Source organism: Candidatus Hikarchaeum yamanae, from assembly GCF_009889665.1.
Classification (GTDB): Archaea; Halobacteriota; Halobacteria; order Halobacteriales; family Hikarchaeaceae; genus Hikarchaeum; species Hikarchaeum yamanae.
Window position 1 is genome coordinate 40,355 of record NZ_WTZR01000006.1, and the last position, 18,694, is coordinate 59,048.

Below are 18,694 nucleotides of genomic sequence, written 5' to 3' on the forward strand. Positions count from 1 at the left end.
TTTAAAGTCACTACGTGTGTCTCTTTTGAACATAGTCAAAAGACCTTTCCCAGGAGTATTTTTCATCGGTGTATCGATATGCCAAAGGATCTTTTGGCATAGATCCCCGGGCTATTTTTTCTTGCTGATAAGAAGGCCGATCGTCGATGAAATAACGTCCGGTGAGTATTTTTCCTTCGGCTAGTGAAGTTTCAGTTTCATACATCATCTGTGCCGCTTGCACGCGGTTTCGAGGGTCAAAGTCATATTCTTCTGATTTCTGAACATCGACATATGGAACATATTGTTTTGCATCTTTATTCCAAGTGGGACATTGTGTAAGGAAATCGATGTGTGCAAATCCTTCATGTTGAATTGCCTCTACAAGAATGTCCTTTGCTTGGGAAGGATTTACTGCAGCGGTTCTTGCTATATAAGATGCACCAGCTGCAAGTCCCATGGACAAAGGTCGAATGGGGTCTTTTGCACTGCCTAGGGGTTGTTCTTTGGATTTGTGTCCCTTTAATGAAGTGGGAGAAGCTTGGCCTTTTGTCAATCCAAAAACTTCATTGTTGAATACTATATATACAATATCGTGATTTTCACGAGCAGTATGCATGAAATGGTTTCCACCAATTCCATATCCATCTCCATCCCCTCCAGCGGCTATGACAAGTAAATCTGGATTCGCCAACTTTGCCGCCCGTGCAATTGGGAGAGACCGTCCATGTAAAGAGTGGAACCCATAACACTCGAAATAACTACTGATTTTACTAGAGCAACCAACCCCAGTAACAAGAAGAACTTCCTCGGGGGACCTGCCGACTTCAGAGACAGCTTTCTTCAAAGCGTTTAGTACTGAGAAATCTCCACATCCGGGACACCACGTTGGTTGGGGTTCGATTTCGGGTGTAAATTCATTTGCGTCAACGGTTCTGTGTTCTCCAATGGCACTAAAGGTAGTATTCATAGTTAATTTTCTCCCATTATTTTTTCTTCGAATCCTGCTACAATCTCAGCGGGTTCGAATGGATTCCCATCATATTTGAGCAACGCATATAATTTATCCCCGTATGCCCCAAGTTGTTGTTTCACAAGTCCTTGGAATTGGCCCGTTGCATTCATTTCCACGACTAAGATCTTGGAAACACTTTCAACGAAAGAAGTGACTTCTTGAATAGGGAATGGGCAGAGGTCACTTACAGAAAGTGCTTTTACTATAGAGGTTCCAGACGAATTAAGTCGGTCAACCGCTTCTTCAACGGTTCCTTTGTTAGAGCCCCATGTTAAGATCCCATAGGGGGAGGAAATAGGACCATACGGGGTATTATTTGACACATTTTGGTCATCTAGGTAAGTCCTTATTGCGGCTATTTTACTCCTACGTCGGTCCATTTGTAGAACTCGATTGATGGGGTCTTCAGATATGTGTCCTTCTTGAGTATGTTCATTGCCAGAAGCATGGAATCTTCCGTGTTTCTGTCCAGGTATGGATCGAAGAGATACCCCATCTTTTGCGTCATAGTTATAGCGATGATACTTGCCAGAGGGATGGTGGGGAGCATCGATTAGATCGGATTCGGGGATGGTTCCAGGCATGGAAGGATCAGGATCACGGTCGAAGAAACTAAGAGGTATGTTTCGCAATTCTGCCCCGAGTTTTTGATCGTATAAAAGAATCACAGGGATATTATACCCATACGCAATCTGGAACGCCATACGGGTTTGGTCGTATGCTTCTTTGGGGTCCCCGGGGGCCAACACTATGCGGGTGGAGTCTCCTTGGCTAGTATATAGAACGTGCTCTAGATCTGCCTGTTCAGTCTTAGTTGGCATCCCGGTTGCAGGGCCTGCGCGCTGGGCCTCTAGGAGGACTATAGGTTGTTCAACCATTTCTGCTAGGCCTAGTGGTTCAGACATTAATGAAAACCCACCTCCTGCAGATCCTGACATTGCTTTTACCCCTGCGTGGGACGCTCCAATGGCAAGTGCTGCTGCGGCTATTTCGTCCTCAACTTGTTCGGATATACCACCAACATCGGGAAGGATCCCACACATAATCGTAAATGCAGCAGTCCAAGGTGTCATAGGGTACCCTGCAATAAATCGGCACCCTTCGTCGAGGGCAGCATAAGCTATTGCGTGACTTCCCGATACGAGAGCTTGGGTTTCGTTGTGCTCGCCAGAGGGGAATCTGATGTCATGTGTAAATTCAAAGGTGTCAGCCACCATAGAGTACGTATTTCTAAGAATGGTTAGATTTTGTTCAAATATAGGCCCCTTCATTGCGGCTTTCATCAGCGCTTCGATGGGGGCCAATTCCATTTCCAATAGCGCGGCTGTGGCCCCTATACCAGCAGTATTTCGCATGATATCCCTGCCTTCTTCTTTTGCGATGGAACGCAGATCAATTGGATAGACATGCCAATTATTTTCAGCCACTTGTTCGGAGAAGTCAGGTACATCTTCTATGTCGATTATCCCCGTGTCGTATACAATTACACCACCATTGTGTAAATCGTATAGATTCTCAGTTAAGGGCTTTATTCGTTCATTTCCATAATATGCAGAATCTATCTTCTGGTTTCTGCCAAATGAATCCCCCAATGCCAAGAGGAAATTGTAACCATCGCCACGTGATTTTAATTCCGTAGGACCCGCTCTTATTTCGGCGTAGGTATGCCCCCCTCGAATGCGAGATGGGTAATGTCGGTGGGTGAAAACATTCAGGCCAGATCTCATGATTGCCTTGCCAAAATTATCACTAGTAGAAACTATGCCATCCCCGGACCCTCCCGAAATACGCCAAATGAGCTCTGAATCCATTATTTATGCACTGGAATTTGATTGGAACTTGACATGTAAAAGACTTTGCCCCAATAAATATGAATAATCATGATAGATTAATTTATAATGGTGGCATAAATGCGACTATTGGTATCGATTTCAACATATCCTAAATAATTAATCTGCACAATTATCAGAATGTAATTTTCGGGTTAATGCACCTACATTATTGATTATATTTTGGCAAACTGTCTGAAAATCTGACTGGGCTATTGAATCAGGATTGAGGACGGCAGGAAATCCGTCGTCAGATCCCTTCCTAACAAGAGGGTCCAATTGAATTCGTCCGAGGAATGGGAGTTCCAATTCATTTGCAAATATCTCGGAAGTTCCCGTTCCAAACAGGTCGTGGACGGTGTTGCAAGAGGGGCACAAAAATCCACTCATATTTTCTACTAACCCCAAAATAGGAGTTCCATGTGTATCAAACATTTTAAGGCTTTTTTCGGCATCGTCAAGGACAACCGATTGTGGCGTGGTGACTATCACGGCCCCAGTTACGGATACAATTTGAAGTAGGGTCAACTGGGCATCCCCCGTTCCAGGTGGCAAGTCTATGATTAAATAGTCCAATGAACCCCAATTTACATCCGAAAGTAACTGTGAAATTATTTTATGAACCATAGGCCCCCTCCAGATTACAGGGTCATTTTCCCCGACAAGAAGGCCTAGACTAATGAATTTTACTCCAAATTGTTCAGGAGGTTGGATTTTCCCATCTTTTGTTTCAAGGGGTTCGTCCGTGTGGCCGATCATCCGAGGAGTATTTGGGCCATAAACATCAGCATCGAACAGGCCCACTCTGGCGCCAAGTCTCGCCAATTCGGTGGCAAGATTTACAGAAACAGTAGATTTTCCTACCCCACCTTTTCCGGACGCTACTGCGATTACGTTCTTGACAGTGGGTAAAAGGTCGTCCTCGGGTGAAACATTTTTTTCGGATCGCGCAGATATTTCCACTTCAAATTTGGAATTTGAAAATAAATCTCTAATTTGTTTGGCTATTGATCGTTCTTCGGTGGAGTAAGGAGCCCCCAGAACAAGGGATATTTTGATTGTAGATTCTTCGATGGTTATAGAATTAACCAATCCGAGAGAGACTATGTCATTTCCAAGGCGCGGATCGGGAATAGAACTAAGTAAATCCTGGACTTCTTGCGCATCCATGTAGACAAATATATGTCACATGTTTGATAAGAAGTTTGCTAATTATCTAAACTAATTGGGAGAAAATCGACTTAAGTTGGAGGAAGTCCAAAGGGGGAAGTATGGGAGCAAAAAATTGTCCGGTTTGTGGTGAAGATTATGAATTTTATGAAGAAACGATAGGAGGGGATAAAGAAAAAGGAATACAGATAATGCACGATATTGACCAAATGTGGGAAGTGGAACAAAATATACGCTGGAGTCGTATCTGTCACCGAATTGGTACAAAAAATAGTGCAAATGCAGGGGAAATTCAGTTGGCAGTGGAGACTTTTAGGCACCATCACGGGGAGACGGAGTGAGGTTGGAAAATGGCTAAGATCCCAGTAGAAAACGTGAAATGGTGGCAATGGGCACTGGATGCAGTGTTTTTTCTGTTCGGCATAAACTCATTGTTGAACGGAGAATTAAGGTGGGGAATTGGATTGATTATAGTCGGGATGTTGGCGTTTGGGTACGATCTATGGAGATGGAAATTGAACGGAGGTGAATTTAGTTTTCCCGTCCGGAAAGAAAAGTGAACACAGAATAAGAAATGGGATTGGAACTTGAGAGGTATTGGGGGATTGGACCTAAGACTAGGGAAAAATTTGAAGATAAATTAGGGGTGGATGGGGCTCAACGGGCAGTTCTTTACTCGGACTTTGATTCCTTGTTGTCCACAGGAGTTGGTCTTGGAAGAATAGTGTCCATATTGAGAAGAGTGGGAGAGGGGAAGAATATAGATGCTTTTGGATCGGTGGATTCTAGAAATGGGTATAAAAATATACTTGAAATAGTGCAAAAATTTTCTGTGTCTTCGAGGGTAAAAAATAAGATAAAAATTTTAGCCCCGATGTCATCGATTGGTTTGATTAATGAACAGCTTGATTTAATTTTTGACACAGTTGAGGCATGGAAATTGCTGCCAGAAGAGAATAGAAAAATGATATTGGAGCGTTTGAAGTGGTGCGATGATGTAGAGGGAATCGGGCGAACCACGGTGGGGATTTCTACATTTTTATATGACATGGGGAATTTGGGTGGTGTTTTTCAAGAAATAGAAACTTTGAACATAGAGACTCTGAAGAAAGTTGAAAGGGCCATGAATCAGTTGAAGCAGACTCCCCTTGAAGTGGATGCTGAAAGAATAAGGCCACCTATAGAGAGTATCGAGAGTTTGGTCCAGATGGAAGAGGAGGTCTACCAAATTATAGAAGATATCAAGAAAAAGAATGTTAGTGGTTTCATAGAGTTTAAAGAAGAAGTATATGCGTCCCTAACTAGAAAAACGGGAATCGACGGGAGTCTAATAAGAGATATAGAAGTGGAAGAATTGATAGAAGCAGATGAGTTTATATTAGAAATAATTAGAAAATTAAAAACTAAATTTCGAGGTGAAATTGATGAAGAAAAAAGAAAATTGGATGAAGAGAATCGAGAATTTATTGAAAGGTCAAGGGGCGACATAAACAAATCCATTGAGACAATTGACAAAATTGCGTTTTATCTATCGTTGGCTCTCTTTGCACTGCATTTTGACATGTCTAAGCCGATAGTGAAAAAAGACATCTTGTGTGTAAAGGTCAAAAAAGGACGGAATTTATCTATGTTGAGTTCGCAGAGGGAGGAAGTAACGCCAATAAATTATACTATCGGGACGTCTGAAACTCAGCCCCAAGTGGAAAGTGAGAGACTCGCCGTGTTGACGGGGAGGGCAGGGAGTGGGAAGACCACATTGTTAGACACGGTATTTCATATCACAGTACTATCGAATATGGGACTTCCAGTTCCTGCAGAATATGCAGAGGTGGGATTATTTGATTCGATCATATTGCAAAAATGTTCGGGGAAACAGAAAATAGCAGAAGCGAGAGAAATGTTGAAGTCAATGGTCCCTCCAATTGTGGAGGAGAAAAAGACATTGTTACTAGTTGATGAAATAGAGATGGTGACTGGGATGAAGGATGCACCAGAGATACTTAGATGGGTTTTGCATCTCGCAGATCGGGGAGAATCAATGGGGGTTTTTTCCACCCATATTGCAAAGACAATAGTACCAATAGAAGGTGGAATTAGAATTGAAGGCATAGATAAAGAACAAAGTGGGGAGGAGTATCAGCCAATGCCAAATTTGATAGCAAAACCTACGATAGAATTGGCTATAGAAGAAATCATAGCTTCTACAAAAAGGAGGAGTGAGTTGGTTGCATACAGGGAGCTTGATATTAAATTTGGAGAACGAGTATTCCAACGAAAATTGAATGATCCAAAATGGAAGAAATGAGATTCAGAAAGTTTGTAAGGTTTAAGTGAAATTATAAGATATGGTCCTTTCAGAGTCGAATGAAGTACTAAAAATTGGTAGTGAAGCCCCTGCGTTTAAATTGATTGGTACAGATGGAAATCAACACACCCTAGAGGATTTTGTCTATTATAAACTACTCCTGGTTTGTTTTACGTGCAATCATTGTCCGTATGCCCAAGCAAAAATCCCGGTTCTTAACGAATTGGCAGAGGAGTATTCAGAAATGGCGGTTGTTGGAATTAGTTCAAATGATATGGAAGCATACCCTGAAGATTCGCTTGAAATGATGACCGAGTGGGTTGAAAGTGGAAAAATTTCATATGATTATTACCTATATGACGGTGACCAAACTGTTGCAAGGGATTATGGGGCAGAGTGCACTCCTGATCCATTTTTGTTTGTTGTAAAAGGGAGTAAATTCGTGCTAGTATACCATGGGAGACTGGACGATGCAACAAATCCAGATGATGTGCCAAAAAAACACGAAATGAAAGAGGTTATTGATGCATGTTTGAAAGGGAAAAAATGGAAGGGGACTGTGTCTCCTTCAATAGGGTGCGGGATTAAATGGAAGGAATAATGCCTATTAGTGACACGGTGCGATCGATAGCGGAGTCAATAAATACCAAAAAAGAAATATCTAATGATATCTAGGTGAATTGCCGGAGTTCGCCGTAAGAGGATATAGAATGAAACATAAGTTTCCAAGCATCGACGCGAGTAATATTATTTATAATCCCACGTTCGAGGATTTGCGTCGATTTTCTGAAGAATTAGAACAGGCTACAGAATATGGGAGTCCAAACTATGTTAGTGAGATTAGGTCTCGGAGTTCGAGTAAGACAAAGAACAATATAGATGATGAATTTGATAGTGATGATGAAACTCACATCTTCAATGCTGTAGAGCGAGTTTTCTCAGAGCCTTTTGTTTGTATTGATAGAAAGATGGGCAGCCATCCAAGATTATCGTTTACGTGCAGATTGTTCGTTCCTAAAAAATACGCGAGGATTGCACTTTCTTGGGCGACTTTGCTTGAACCAAGTAACGGAGAGGATCCCGATTTATGTACAGTACACATTCCAGATTGGGAAGAAACCCGAATAAGAATATTTCCAGAGGATGGTGTGACATATGTACTAGGAAGTGATTATACAGGGGAGGCAAAAAAATCATTTTTGAGGATGTTTATGTATTACGCCAAGCAGAGAAATGGGTTAGGATTGCATGCAGGGACCAAACAAGTTTGTATAAACACGAAAGTGGGGGAAAGGCGAGTTGGGCAGATCTTCATGGGCTTAAGTGCCACGGGGAAGACGACACTTACGTGCCATGGGTTTGGCCTTACTGGTGCTGAAAATGCAAATTTGGTCCAGGATGATGTCTGTGCATTGTTCCCAGATGGGTTGGTTGCAGGGAGTGAAGGGGGCGGATTATATATTAAAACTATTGGATTATCTAAAGAAGACCAGCCAGAGATCTATGACGCCACCATTTCTGATGATGCGGTTTTGGAAAACGTTGCCGTGGGAAAGTCAGGAGATGTGGATTTTTATGATGGAAATTTGACAGATAATGGGAGGGCATCTATTTTGCGTTCCGACTTGCCAAATGCCGCAGATAGTATTGATCTGGAAGAGGCGCACCAAATATTTTTCATCACGAGGAATCCATTAATGCCACCTGTAGCTAAATTGACAGAAGAAGAAGCAGCCGCCGCATTCATGCTTGGTGAGTCAATTGAGACAAGCGCGGGAGATCCTACGAAGGCTGGAGAACCCATCCGGGTTGTGGGAACGAACCCGTTCATAATTGGTTCCAAAGGAGAGGAGGGCAATAGATTTTTAGAACTGATAAAGCAAGCAGAAGTAGAGTGTTTTATAATTAATACAGGAAAGGTTGGGAATGTAGATTCGAGGTCGGTTGAAATAGAACACAGCGTGGCAATTTTACGAGAAATAGCCAAAGGGGATATAGAATGGAAAAGGGATGATAAGATAGGATTAAGCATTCCACTATATGTGAATGGAATGGATATAAAAGAGTTCTACCCACCAGATTATTTTGAGGATTACAGTGGGATTTTAGGGTCATTGAAAGAAGAGCGTAAAGAGTATCTTTCGAAGTTCTCCAAGCTTGCAGAAAATTTAACTGAAACATCTCTTTCAATGTAAAAAAAGATTCAATGGAGTTTTGGTTGCAGATGTGGAAATATTAGACAGAATATGACTAAAAATTTGCAGATAGACGATTTAAATCCCCCTACCAGAATATTGATGGGACCAGGTCCGAGTAATGTCCATCCAAGAGTATTGCGAGCTATGAGTACTCCATTAGTAGGGCACTTGGATCCTTATTTCCTTCAAATTATGGAAGAGACACAAGAATTGCTTAGATATACGTTCCGAACAAAAAATGAATATACAATCCCAGTAAGTGGTACAGGGTCTGCCGCGATGGAGGCTGCTTTTGCAAACGTAGTTGAACCAGGAGACACTGTGTTAGTTCCGACTAATGGGTATTTTGGAAAGAGAATGGAATCAATGGCAATGCGAGCCGGTGGGGAAATAGTTTATGTAGATGCCCCCTGGGGAGAGCCGCTACAAGTCGAAGAAGTTTCCCGTGCCTTTGAAGAAAATTCCCCAGATGTGTTTGCATTTGTGCATGCCGAAACGAGTACGGGGGCACTTCAACACTCCGTCGAAGAATTAACTTCTATTGCACATGAAAATGAGGCCATTGTCATTGCAGATACAGTTACATCTTTGGGTGGGGTGGAACTGGAAGTGGATAAATGGGGCATTGATGTTGCATATTCAGGGGCGCAAAAATGTCTTTCCTGCCCTCCGGGGGCAAGTCCATTAACGTTGAATGAGAGTGCTCTGGAGAAAATAGAGAAGAGAGAAACGCTTTGCAGATCGTGGTATTTAGATTTAGGTCTTTTGAATGGATATTGGGGTGACGATAGGACATACCATCACACCGCTCCGATAACAAGCATATATGCAATAAGAGAAGCACTTAGGTTAGTAAATGAAGAAGGCATAGAGAATAGATGGGAACGACATCTTGGATTGGCATCCGCGCTAAAATCAGGTGTGGAAGCAATGGGCATAGAAATGAATTCAAAAGCGGAATATTGGCTTCCAAGTCTTAACGCGATTCGAGTTCCAGAGGGTGTGAATGATATAAATGTGGTAAAGATACTTCTTCAGAAATATAACTTAGAGATTGCAAGAGGTCTCGGAGATTTGAGTGGGAAAATATTTAGAGTTGGTTGTATGGGGCATTCTGCAAATGCACATAATATTTCTTATTTCATGATGGCATTTGGGAGTGCTCTTCAAAAGGAAGGGGCCACAATAGATGTAAAAGCAGGACTGGAAGAAACATACAGAAAGTTGGAATAGAAGAGTAAAGACCGCACTCAGAGAAAGACGACCCAGGCGAGTAAAATTGCGAATAGGGATGCAGTAAGAGTTCCTATAGAGTTGATAGCCGCATACAATAGATTGTTTTCTTCAATTAGGCGGACGGTATCAAGGGAGAATGTTGAAAAGGTAGTGAAAGATCCGCAGATTCCCACCCCCACCATAAGGAGAATTCCCGAGGAGCTATTAGAAAATGTAAATGCACCCAGTATGAAACTACCAATCACATTCACTATGAAAGTGCCCACGGGAAAGTTTTGAGATGGGACAACTCGAATTACAGCATATCTTGCGAGGGCCCCAAATGCGCCGCCAATACCAACTAGAGCGAAAGTTTCTATTGAGTATAGATCGGGCATCATAATCCCCCTTGTTGTAATTTTTGACTGATAAATTTTCCAAATAATACTCCAACAAATCCCAAGATATAGGTCAGTAGAATGTTCAACATAGCAAATCGAGGGGAGAGGAAAGTTTCGAGAGCGAATGTACTATACGTAGTGAATGATGCAAGGAATCCAATTACCAAGAGAAAATGAAGCATTGGATTGGAACGTTCGGTAAAAGTACCTGTATAAAAAAGTATTCCTATGAAGAAACTCCCAAGGGTATTGACAAAAATTGTGGCAAACAGAGTGGGAAAGAGAATTGTGGAAACATATCTGGTGGTTGCTCCGAGAAATCCCCCTAAAGAGAGAAACACAATGGAATCTACGAAACGGGGAGGGATTTCTTTTAAAGGGTGAATCGAAGAGTTCATCTATAAGAAATGGAATACTTTGGTTCACTAGCATATATGCGTTTGATATCTTTTGCTAGCGCCGCTTCACCTCTATTTTTAAGTTTGGGAACCGGATTGTTTTGGAGATCCTGGCGGAGATGTATTCCTTCAATTAAAAATGAGGAATTATCCAAAGTAGTGATCTTCCCTATCTCGAAGAGATAATCCCCTGGAACTCCAAATTTCATACTCCGGCTCTGATGTCTTTCGGACCCGAGTGAATGAATGGTTACATTAACATAAACATTATCGATGGCCCGAGTCCATATGGTTTTTACATTCTGTGCAGTTGTCTTTGCAACACGTTTTGCAGAGGATAAAGATTCAAGAGAAGTTATTGTAACGACGAAAATGGCTTCTTCAGTATCAACTATGAATTCATCTCCCAGTTGAAGAATGGTGTCTTGGGAGAGCGGGATTGTAGTTGAGAGAGAATCTTCATGTTGAGAAACGATAACATTGCAATTGATTAATTTTGGAGATGGAATGTGGTTTTTATGGACATAATTGCAATTCGGACATTGTAAAGTGAGGGTGTCTTTAGTAGTATGTAATATTGTATGATCGAGTTCCATAATAGGAGAGCAAATAGGGCAGCGATTGGAGTGGGTATTAGTCATGAATTGTTACAGTTGTATTGAGGAAGAAGGTAGACTAATTTTAATTCCATCTGCATAAAGGGTGGGGTTTCGAATGATCCCATCGAGGTGCAATGGTGCTTCTACATCGCCTCCAATTCCTTTGTCATCCCCTATTGCCACATGGACAGTTCCTGCTGCTTTTTCATCTAGCAAAACGGATCCAATTAATTCAACAACATCGAGGTTGGTTCCAATTCCTAGCTCTGCCAAATTATACGCATTTTTCCCAACATCCTTTGCGGCGATTTCGACTTGGTTTTTAATGTCGTTATCAGAAATATAAGTCACATATCCACCTGAGACTTCAAATTCTATTGGTTCTTTTAAAAGTCCATGGGGCATCATAGTACCATCTACTATAAATTTTCCATCTGCACTTAGGGGACTAATATAGATCTCTCCAGCAGGTAAATTGGAAAAATCTCCGGGATTGTGATTTATACCATGGTCAGAGTGCCAACTGCGAGAACCTAGATTGAACTCAATGTCGGTTCCTGAATGGGATGTTAGACGGATTGTTTTGGAGCCCTCGAGAGTGCGGATTAAATCGTCGCACGTTGAACGGATTGCGCCATAGTTGGAACACAGACCTTTTATCATTACTTCCTTGGTTATTCCTGGCAAAGTTGCACCACGAGAGCCAGAATTGGTGGCTTCAGTTCTAGCCATAGTATGAGTGATGCTTTTACTAGTTGCAGCTAGAAAAACGTCATATTCCAGCATGGCGGCTGCCACATCAGAAGGGGGCTCTTCTCCATGTTGATTTCCAGGAGGGTAAAGTAATAGAGTGACGTCGGTGGTTAGATCTAAAGCTACCTCGTAGAGACATTCCCCTATATCTTTACAGACAGAGTCAGTGATTATGAGGCAAGATTCTCCTTGTTGGAGTCCCATGCACTGGGAAAGTGCTATGAAAGAGGCTTGTTTGAGGGACATACTAGGATAATTAATACCAACTTAGATAGCCTTTTTTAAAGAAATGTAGAAGCTAAATGCCACAAACATCGCCCCGAAATCGTTTTGTCGATAGAAATGGACATCGGACATATGATCAATGTTGCTGTTAATGGGTATGGCACGATAGGCAAACGGGTTGCTGATGCAGTGGTCCAGCAGCCAGACATGAAATTGGTAGGAGTTTCAAAAACTAGACCGAATCATGAAGCCAAAACGGCAGGGGGGAAAAAATATCCATTGTACGTGGTTAAAGAATCAAAAAAATCATTTGCAGAGGCAGGTATCGAATTCGAAGGTACTGTAGAAGAAATGTGGGATAGTGCAGATGTAGTAGTGGATGCGACCCCTTCGGGAGTGGGAGTTAGAAATTATGAATTGTATAAGGGAATGAGAACTCCGGTGATAGTACAAGGGGGTGAGGCAAAAGATTCAGTAGAGTCTAGTTTTAATGCTAGGGCTAACTTTGAAAACTCAATTGGAAAGAACTTGGTGAGAGTTGTTTCATGTAATTCAACAGGATTGGCTAGGTTGCTAACTCCTATAGAAGAGACATACGGAATTGACCAAGTGCGCGTTACATTGATTCGGAGAGGGGCGGACCCAGGCCAACCTGGGAAAGGACCAATTAATGATGTGATCTTAGATCCAGTATACCTCCCATCTCACCATGGACCGGATGTTAAGAGCGTTCTTCCGAATATAAACATAGATACACTTGCTTTGAAAGTGCCTACAACGCTAATGCACGTCCACGTGGTGAACATAGCATTGGAAAAAGATACGAGCAAGGAAGATATGTGTAGATTGTTATCAGGTGAGTCTAGAATCCACATGGTTGCAGAGGAAGAAGGAATAAAGGGGATTGCAGGACTTAAGGAGTTGGCTCTAGATCTGGAACGACCACGAGGGGATTTATGGGAAAATTGTGTGTGGGAAGAATCGGTTTCGGTTAAAAGTAAAGAGGTGTATTTATTCCAGGCCATACACCAAGAAGCAGACGTGGTTCCTGAAAATATAGATGCGATTCGGGCCATAGTTAATGAATGTGGCCAGGAGGAAAGTATGAATTTAACAGATAAGACAATGGGAATGGGACTGAGGAGGTAGATATAAATCAGAATGCAAAACTTAAGCTGATACATGACTTTTCGTAGGGTATAAAATGCGTAATTTTGACGATCCTTTCGAAGATATTTTTGAAGAGATTCAAGCAATGGTGGGCTCCATAATAGGCTCAGTGGAAGAAGAAGGGAAAATCCAAAGTGGTTCGGGGATCCAAACTGATATTCAGGAATTGGAGGAGGAGATGATAATCACAGTGGACCTACAAGGGTTTGAAAAGGAAGAGATATCGATTAAATGTAATGGATTTGTTCTCATGATTAACGCAAAAAACATAGATCTAGAAATTAATGAACAAATTGTACTTCCAAAAATTGGAAATTCAGACTTGGTGAAGGCAAAATATAGAAATGGAATTCTAGTAGTAACGTGTCCAAAAATCGAAGAAGGTTTTGAAACTAGGGAAATAGAGATAGAATAAGCGTACAAAAAGATAGTTTCGCGAAAGTTGCAGAGGGATCTCCTGGATTGAAAAAAGAGATAGTAGAAAAATGGTCCGACGTTTTGTTGGGTAATGAGTGAATAAAGTTGGCACTTTAGAAGGTAGAAACGGTGCCAATAAGATCAGCCATGATTTGCTGTATGTGGCACCCACTCCCGCTGTTCCTGTTGTCGAGGCGAACAGTGGTTGTGATAACCGCTGCGATGGGTTTTAAGCAGGAGTATAAGATTTTGAGTTCTGTAACTACATAAAGGTGCGTCAGACCTTGTCTGACAGATGTCACTCGATGGGGGAAAATATATATAACGTGGAGAAATCTGGTGTGAAAGGATAAGAACGGTTCGGAGCCTTTATGCAGAGGTGAGAGCTTCTTTCTGGTAACTATGGCCCGAAAGCCTGCTTCCATGTATAGGAAAAAGAATAAAGTCGCCTATACACGGAGAGACTACGTAACTGGAATTCCTGGATCGAGAATTGTACGACATATCATGGGGGATGTGCATAAATCCCATGAAGATTATCCTGTTAAAATTTGCTTAAAAGTGGAAGAGTCATGTCAATTGAGGCATACTTCCCTTGAAGCGGCACGTTTGACTTCCAATCGCCACTTGGCTGCAGAATTGGGAGAGGGGAACTACACATTTTTACTTAATAAATTCCCGCATCAAATTCTCCGTGAAAACAAGGTTGCTACAGGGGCGGGTGCCGACCGTGTTTCCGATGGGATGAGATTGTCTTTTGGGAAACCTGTCGGTACCGCCGCTAGGGTGAACAAAGGGGATATTGTTTTTACAGTTTATTGTGATGTGGATCAAGTGAATGTTACAAAAGAGGCACTAAGGCGGGCGTACAATAAGTTATCCCCCCCGTGTAGGATTGTAGTTGAACGTGGCCAAGAACTTATAAAGTAGTAACGTTGAAATTTCAGTGAGATTAACGAAGAGTATGCTGGAATTAGCAGTTATCACTCATGAGGAGACCTTTAACAGGATGAAGGATCCTCTTAAAGATCGAGGAATACTGGCCCGGTATATTGATGTTTATGGGAGAGGGATATCAATTTCTAAAGAAAATCCTATTGAGCTCCAAGGTATAGATGTGGGTTTTGTATATCCATCTCGTATTATGGAAGGAGGAGTGATTGATGCATTTTTAGAAGTTCCGTGGGTAAATGGATTGGAATCTGTCGTGCTTTCTAGGAATAAAGGGAGGGTGCTAACAATACTGAATAAAAATGGATTTGATGTCCCATCGACCGTCATGATTTCAAATCCCATTGGGGAAGAGGGGTTAAGAGATGCATATGAAAAAATAGAAAATCCAATGATAATAAAACCAAATTCGGCTACTAGAGGATTGGGGATTGCTCTTGTAGATGATGTGGACTCATTTGAAGGGATTGTGGATTATATTAGATTGATTCAGGATAGGGTGGAAACAGGAGACAAATCATTCTTAATTCAAGAATACATTCCTGATGCGAAAGATTACCGAGTTATGGTAATTGATGGAGAATATGTGGGTGCTGTTGAAAGGAGATTTGTAGAAAGCGATTTAGAAGGTAAAAAATGGAAAAAAAATGTCCACAGAAATGCGATTGCGGTGAAAGCTGAAATGCCAGGACCCATCAGAAAAATTGCAGAAGAGGTTGCTTCATTACTTGGGATAAAATATGTAGGGATAGATATCTTGGTGAATAAAGATAGGGTTGTAATAAACGAAACGAACGCCAGACCTACTATTGATCAAGAAGAAAAGTATTCACCTTTATTTTATGATAAATTGGCGGGTTTGATCGAAAAGGTTAGTGAAGGGTATTAAATTTTTCTGTCACCATCCGGTGTGATTATTACATAGGGGACCAGAATAAGTAATTAAAATGGCAAATGAGAGAAATTTATCACTGAAAAAGGAGACGATTATTGATACAGATGTCCATCTCCAGGTAAAACCTGAAGAGATTGCGAAATGGGTCGACGAGCCATTTAAAAGTATAATGACAAAGGGCCATATTGGGAACCCACTTCCAGATTCGGGGTGGGACAGAAGTATGGCGGGGAAAATAGAAAAGAGACAAATTACGGGGCCAGAGGATATTCACGAAAAGTTATGTGAAGAGTTCCACATCGACCATCCAATAATAAATTCATTTGGGAAGTTGGGAAAGGCATCTATGTCTCGGCTTGCTGTTGCGCTCATGAAAGGGTATAATGATTTAGTTCTACAGAAATATTTGGACGACTATCCTCACTTTTATGGTTTGATAACAGTCGCAATGCAAGATCCAGAAGCGGCAGCAGAAGAAATTTACAGAATGGCAGATGAAAAGCAATATATCGGGGTTTTTATAGACAATACAGGTCCAAACCCGCCACTAGGCGACCCACGATATGACGTAGTATATCGAGCGGCAGAAGACAAGGGACTCCCTGTATCTTATCATGCATATGACAGTGGATTTATCGTTGATTTTCCAAGACAAAATGCAGGAGTAGAATCATTCTTCGCAGTGCATGTGTTAACACACCCATATGCCCACTTTCTAACAATGACTAGCCTCTTTGAACACGGAGTTCCCGAGAAATTCCCAGACCTAAAATTTATTTTCTTAGAAGGGGGAGTTACCTGGCTCCCGTACATGATGTATCGATTAAACAAAGTGCACTCAATCCGAAGGTTTGATGCGCCGATGTTAACAAAAACTCCAGAAGAGTATATCAAAGATCAATTCTACATATCCACCCAACCCGTTGGAGAGCCAAATAATCAAGAAGACATGAGGAAGATAATGGAAGTGATCGGATTTGATAGGATGATGTTTTCTTCGGATTATCCACACTTCGATTTTGACCATCCAGAGGGTTTGGAGAAATTCCTTAGGGTGAATATACCTGCGAAGGATAGAAAAAAAGTATTGTCAGGAAATGCCAAAGAGGTGTACGGGATTTAATGGCAGATCACGTAGTTGCAGAAGTTTCAGAGATAAAAGAGGGAGAGAGAATTCTTGTTGAATTGAAGGGAAGAGAAATTGGAATATTTTATATAGATGGAGAGTATTATGCGTTTGCTAATTGGTGTGCTCATCAAGGTGGACCCTGGTGTGAAGGGACCCTTACAGGGACGTTTGAAGGTGAGTTTAATAGAGACACTCTAGAAACTAGGCTGAATTGGATAAAAGAAGGAAAAATATTGAACTGTCCGTGGCACGGTTGGGAATATGATATAAAAACGGGGACTTGCTTATCTAGGAGATCTGTCAAACTTCCTTCATATCCTGTGCGTGTTGAAGACGGAAAGATCATAGTTACTTTATGATGATAGATGGGAGAGACGAATTACCTGATTGGTGGATTGAAAACCAATCCATAAAATCGGGAATGGACCTCCCATTTTATGACCCCCCTAGGTTTGAAGACGGCACATACACCCATACAATAGTTCCAGCCCTAGAGGAAGAGCTAGAATGCGAGATTCTATTTATAGGGATAGATGTGAGATACCTAGATGATTGGGAAATTAGAATGGATGACATACCAGTATGTGATATTAAAAAATATAGAACTCAGGAGGGAAATACAATATATGGCATTAGCTCAGAAAGGTTTTGCGTGGTGATTAGAGAGGAAGCGACTTCGAGAAAACAAGAAATAGAAGTTTAGAGAGTTTGATTATAGAATTTCAAGTAGAGCCATGTAGTGACCACGCAATTGAATCCAGGAATCTTCTTCCATCCCTTCTCGGTGTTGGAGAAAAATGGGAGGTACCAAGCCTAATTGGTCGGGTTCCAAAACTGAAGAAAGTTTATCCAGAAGGGAGGTTGGCCAGGAGAAATCTTCGACGTATGCAATAGGCCCTCTAAAAACAACTTCGTATTTTGAATCAGGGTCAAATAAAGCAGATTCCACTACGGTGACACATTGGGTTTTATAGATTTCAAGGGCGTCGTTCACTTGATTTTCGGATATTTTTACAGAGAGGTCTCCGATTGAATTAGATAAGGCGTCCATATCAAAAGAGGGAGGGTGAATATTGAGAGTTCCTTTCGCGAGTAAAAATTCAGACCAGCCGGTTCCAGAATGAATATCACGACTAAAGGTTGTAAATGCGAAGACAGAATCTTCAAGTTGGTATAAACGGACTCCGCTACTTCCAGAGGGATCAACTGTTTGTGTTAGAATGAGAGAGTCATCATAATCAACTACAGAGGGTGTTGTGAAATTATCAAAATTAAATTCGGCGTTCGAATCTGGGTCTTCAGAATCCATAGGTATGTGAATATCTCGGGGATTGGGAGTGTTAAGCGTTTAGATATCAAAGAAAATAAGAACGGGGAGAGTATAGAGAAACGCATGGAATGGGGAAATAAAGGACTGGAAGTGATCAAAACCCGTCATAAATTGATCATAGGAACTGGATTGTTATCCACATTAGTGGGAATTATGATGGCGATTTTTGTAGGATATGATTGGTTTGTGAATCATACTGGCCACGAAGTTCTCGCCATAGTTTCTGCGTTTGGGATTTTATTGGGAGTTCAAATGCTTATTCTATCATCCCTATCAAGTATGTTGATTTCGCTGCACCAGGAACAGATACATCACATGGAAAATCAGTTGAAAAAATCCAAGTGAGGGACTATTTTATTCTTGCTCTTTAAAAATAAAAGAAGTGGCATCTTTCAGAGATTCTAACGTAGGGGAAATTGTAGGTACGGGGTCAAATGGAGGTGAGATTCCACGGGGCCATTTAATCCTAGTTCCGGTGGCAATACAAATAACGGTGCCTCATTTATCGGAATTCGTCTTCTTTATGGGCTTTTTTTACTCCTGCTGCAGTTAGAGCAGTTGCTATCAAGTGGTGAATTGTATTGAATAAATCCCTAAGCCGCGAGAGGATTCATTGAAAAATAGTGCTAGCTTGATTTTCTTCCACGGATGTATTCGTCGAGATCCATATTTTGCCAAATCTCTGCAGGTGGTTCACAATGTGGTGGGTAATCAA

The 18,694-nt window shown here is 41.5% G+C and carries 21 protein-coding genes; 13 read left to right on the top strand and 8 right to left on the bottom strand.

The window, feature by feature from the left end; all coding sequences use genetic code 11:
• Window positions 1–10: 10 nt before the first annotated feature.
• The 3 genes from ACM9H2_RS03745 to ACM9H2_RS03755 all read right to left on the bottom strand — a co-directional run bounded on the left by ACM9H2_RS03745 (window position 11) and on the right by ACM9H2_RS03755 (window position 3,993).
• Window positions 11–949, bottom strand: a complete 939-nt coding sequence (locus ACM9H2_RS03745) for a thiamine pyrophosphate-dependent enzyme (protein ID WP_415488368.1) — start codon at window positions 947–949, stop codon at window positions 11–13.
• Window positions 950–951: 2 nt separating this feature from the next.
• Entirely contained in the window at window positions 952–2,808 is a 1,857-nt protein-coding gene (locus ACM9H2_RS03750) for a 2-oxoacid:acceptor oxidoreductase subunit alpha (RefSeq protein ID WP_415488407.1), read from the bottom strand.
• Between the two features lie 135 nt (window positions 2,809–2,943).
• Entirely contained in the window at window positions 2,944–3,993 is a 1,050-nt protein-coding gene (locus ACM9H2_RS03755; RefSeq protein ID WP_415488370.1) for a P-loop NTPase, read from the bottom strand.
• A gap of 101 nt (window positions 3,994–4,094) precedes the next feature.
• On the opposite strand from ACM9H2_RS03755, the gene ACM9H2_RS03760 reads away from it, so the two are divergent.
• The 5 genes from ACM9H2_RS03760 (at window position 4,095) to ACM9H2_RS03780 (ending at window position 9,729) form a co-directional block, all read left to right on the top strand.
• The gene (locus ACM9H2_RS03760) at window positions 4,095–4,334 is read left to right on the top strand and encodes a hypothetical protein (protein ID WP_415488372.1); all 240 of its coding nucleotides are present in this window, start codon (window positions 4,095–4,097) and stop codon (window positions 4,332–4,334) included.
• A gap of 233 nt (window positions 4,335–4,567) precedes the next feature.
• A complete protein-coding gene (locus ACM9H2_RS03765) occupies window positions 4,568–6,298 on the top strand; it encodes a MutS-related protein (RefSeq protein ID WP_415488374.1) in 1,731 nt (576 codons plus the stop codon).
• A 40-nt stretch (window positions 6,299–6,338) separates the two neighbouring features.
• A complete protein-coding gene (locus ACM9H2_RS03770; RefSeq protein WP_415488376.1) occupies window positions 6,339–6,899 on the top strand; it encodes a thioredoxin family protein in 561 nt (186 codons plus the stop codon).
• 109 nt (window positions 6,900–7,008) lie between these two features.
• Window positions 7,009–8,493, top strand: a complete 1,485-nt coding sequence (locus ACM9H2_RS03775) for a phosphoenolpyruvate carboxykinase (ATP) (RefSeq protein WP_415488378.1) — start codon at window positions 7,009–7,011, stop codon at window positions 8,491–8,493.
• A gap of 51 nt (window positions 8,494–8,544) precedes the next feature.
• Window positions 8,545–9,729 carry a pyridoxal-phosphate-dependent aminotransferase family protein gene (locus ACM9H2_RS03780; protein ID WP_415488380.1) on the top strand — a complete coding sequence of 395 codons (1,185 nt, stop codon included), beginning with the start codon at window positions 8,545–8,547 and terminating at the stop codon, window positions 9,727–9,729.
• 17 nt (window positions 9,730–9,746) lie between these two features.
• Here the strand turns inward: ACM9H2_RS03780 and crcB are convergent, their stop codons facing one another.
• The 4 genes from crcB to ACM9H2_RS03800 are packed head-to-tail and all read right to left on the bottom strand — an operon-like array spanning window position 9,747 to window position 12,108.
• Entirely contained in the window at window positions 9,747–10,112 is a 366-nt protein-coding gene (gene crcB / locus ACM9H2_RS03785) for a fluoride efflux transporter CrcB (RefSeq protein ID WP_415488382.1), read from the bottom strand.
• Window positions 10,109–10,510, bottom strand: a complete 402-nt coding sequence (locus tag ACM9H2_RS03790) for a fluoride efflux transporter FluC (RefSeq protein WP_415488384.1) — start codon at window positions 10,508–10,510, stop codon at window positions 10,109–10,111. Before ACM9H2_RS03790 ends, crcB begins: the two co-directional genes overlap by 4 nt.
• Entirely contained in the window at window positions 10,507–11,151 is a 645-nt protein-coding gene (locus tag ACM9H2_RS03795; RefSeq protein ID WP_415488386.1) for an HVO_0476 family zinc finger protein, read from the bottom strand. Before ACM9H2_RS03795 ends, ACM9H2_RS03790 begins: the two co-directional genes overlap by 4 nt.
• A gap of 6 nt (window positions 11,152–11,157) precedes the next feature.
• Window positions 11,158–12,108: an aminopeptidase gene (locus ACM9H2_RS03800; protein WP_415488388.1), complete on the bottom strand. Its 951-nt coding sequence runs from the start codon at window positions 12,106–12,108 to the stop codon at window positions 11,158–11,160.
• A 111-nt stretch (window positions 12,109–12,219) separates the two neighbouring features.
• Here ACM9H2_RS03800 and ACM9H2_RS03805 point away from each other — a divergent pair, with 111 nt between their 5' ends.
• From ACM9H2_RS03805 to ACM9H2_RS03835, 7 genes are all read left to right on the top strand, one after another.
• Window positions 12,220–13,236, top strand: coding sequence for a type II glyceraldehyde-3-phosphate dehydrogenase (locus ACM9H2_RS03805; protein ID WP_415488408.1), 1,017 nt, complete (start codon window positions 12,220–12,222; stop codon window positions 13,234–13,236).
• 55 nt (window positions 13,237–13,291) lie between these two features.
• Window positions 13,292–13,672, top strand: coding sequence for an Hsp20/alpha crystallin family protein (locus ACM9H2_RS03810; protein ID WP_415488390.1), 381 nt, complete (start codon window positions 13,292–13,294; stop codon window positions 13,670–13,672).
• Between the two features lie 404 nt (window positions 13,673–14,076).
• The gene (locus tag ACM9H2_RS03815) at window positions 14,077–14,604 is read left to right on the top strand and encodes a 50S ribosomal protein L16 (RefSeq protein ID WP_415488392.1); all 528 of its coding nucleotides are present in this window, start codon (window positions 14,077–14,079) and stop codon (window positions 14,602–14,604) included.
• A gap of 34 nt (window positions 14,605–14,638) precedes the next feature.
• A complete protein-coding gene (locus ACM9H2_RS03820) occupies window positions 14,639–15,514 on the top strand; it encodes an ATP-grasp domain-containing protein (protein WP_415488394.1) in 876 nt (291 codons plus the stop codon).
• Window positions 15,515–15,572: 58 nt separating this feature from the next.
• Complete coding sequence (locus ACM9H2_RS03825; protein WP_415488396.1) at window positions 15,573–16,643, top strand: amidohydrolase family protein; 1,071 nt, start codon at window positions 15,573–15,575, stop codon at window positions 16,641–16,643.
• Window positions 16,643–17,008, top strand: a complete 366-nt coding sequence (locus ACM9H2_RS03830; RefSeq protein ID WP_415488398.1) for a Rieske (2Fe-2S) protein — start codon at window positions 16,643–16,645, stop codon at window positions 17,006–17,008. Before ACM9H2_RS03825 ends, ACM9H2_RS03830 begins: the two co-directional genes overlap by 1 nt.
• Entirely contained in the window at window positions 17,005–17,352 is a 348-nt protein-coding gene (locus tag ACM9H2_RS03835; protein WP_415488400.1) for a hypothetical protein, read from the top strand. Before ACM9H2_RS03830 ends, ACM9H2_RS03835 begins: the two co-directional genes overlap by 4 nt.
• 9 nt (window positions 17,353–17,361) lie before the next feature.
• Here the strand turns inward: ACM9H2_RS03835 and ACM9H2_RS03840 are convergent, their stop codons facing one another.
• The gene (locus tag ACM9H2_RS03840; protein WP_415488401.1) at window positions 17,362–17,958 is read right to left on the bottom strand and encodes a hypothetical protein; all 597 of its coding nucleotides are present in this window, start codon (window positions 17,956–17,958) and stop codon (window positions 17,362–17,364) included.
• Window positions 17,959–18,042: 84 nt separating this feature from the next.
• Between ACM9H2_RS03840 and ACM9H2_RS03845 the strand changes: the two genes are divergently transcribed.
• Window positions 18,043–18,324, top strand: a complete 282-nt coding sequence (locus ACM9H2_RS03845; protein ID WP_415488403.1) for a hypothetical protein — start codon at window positions 18,043–18,045, stop codon at window positions 18,322–18,324.
• Window positions 18,325–18,694 lie beyond the last annotated feature (370 nt).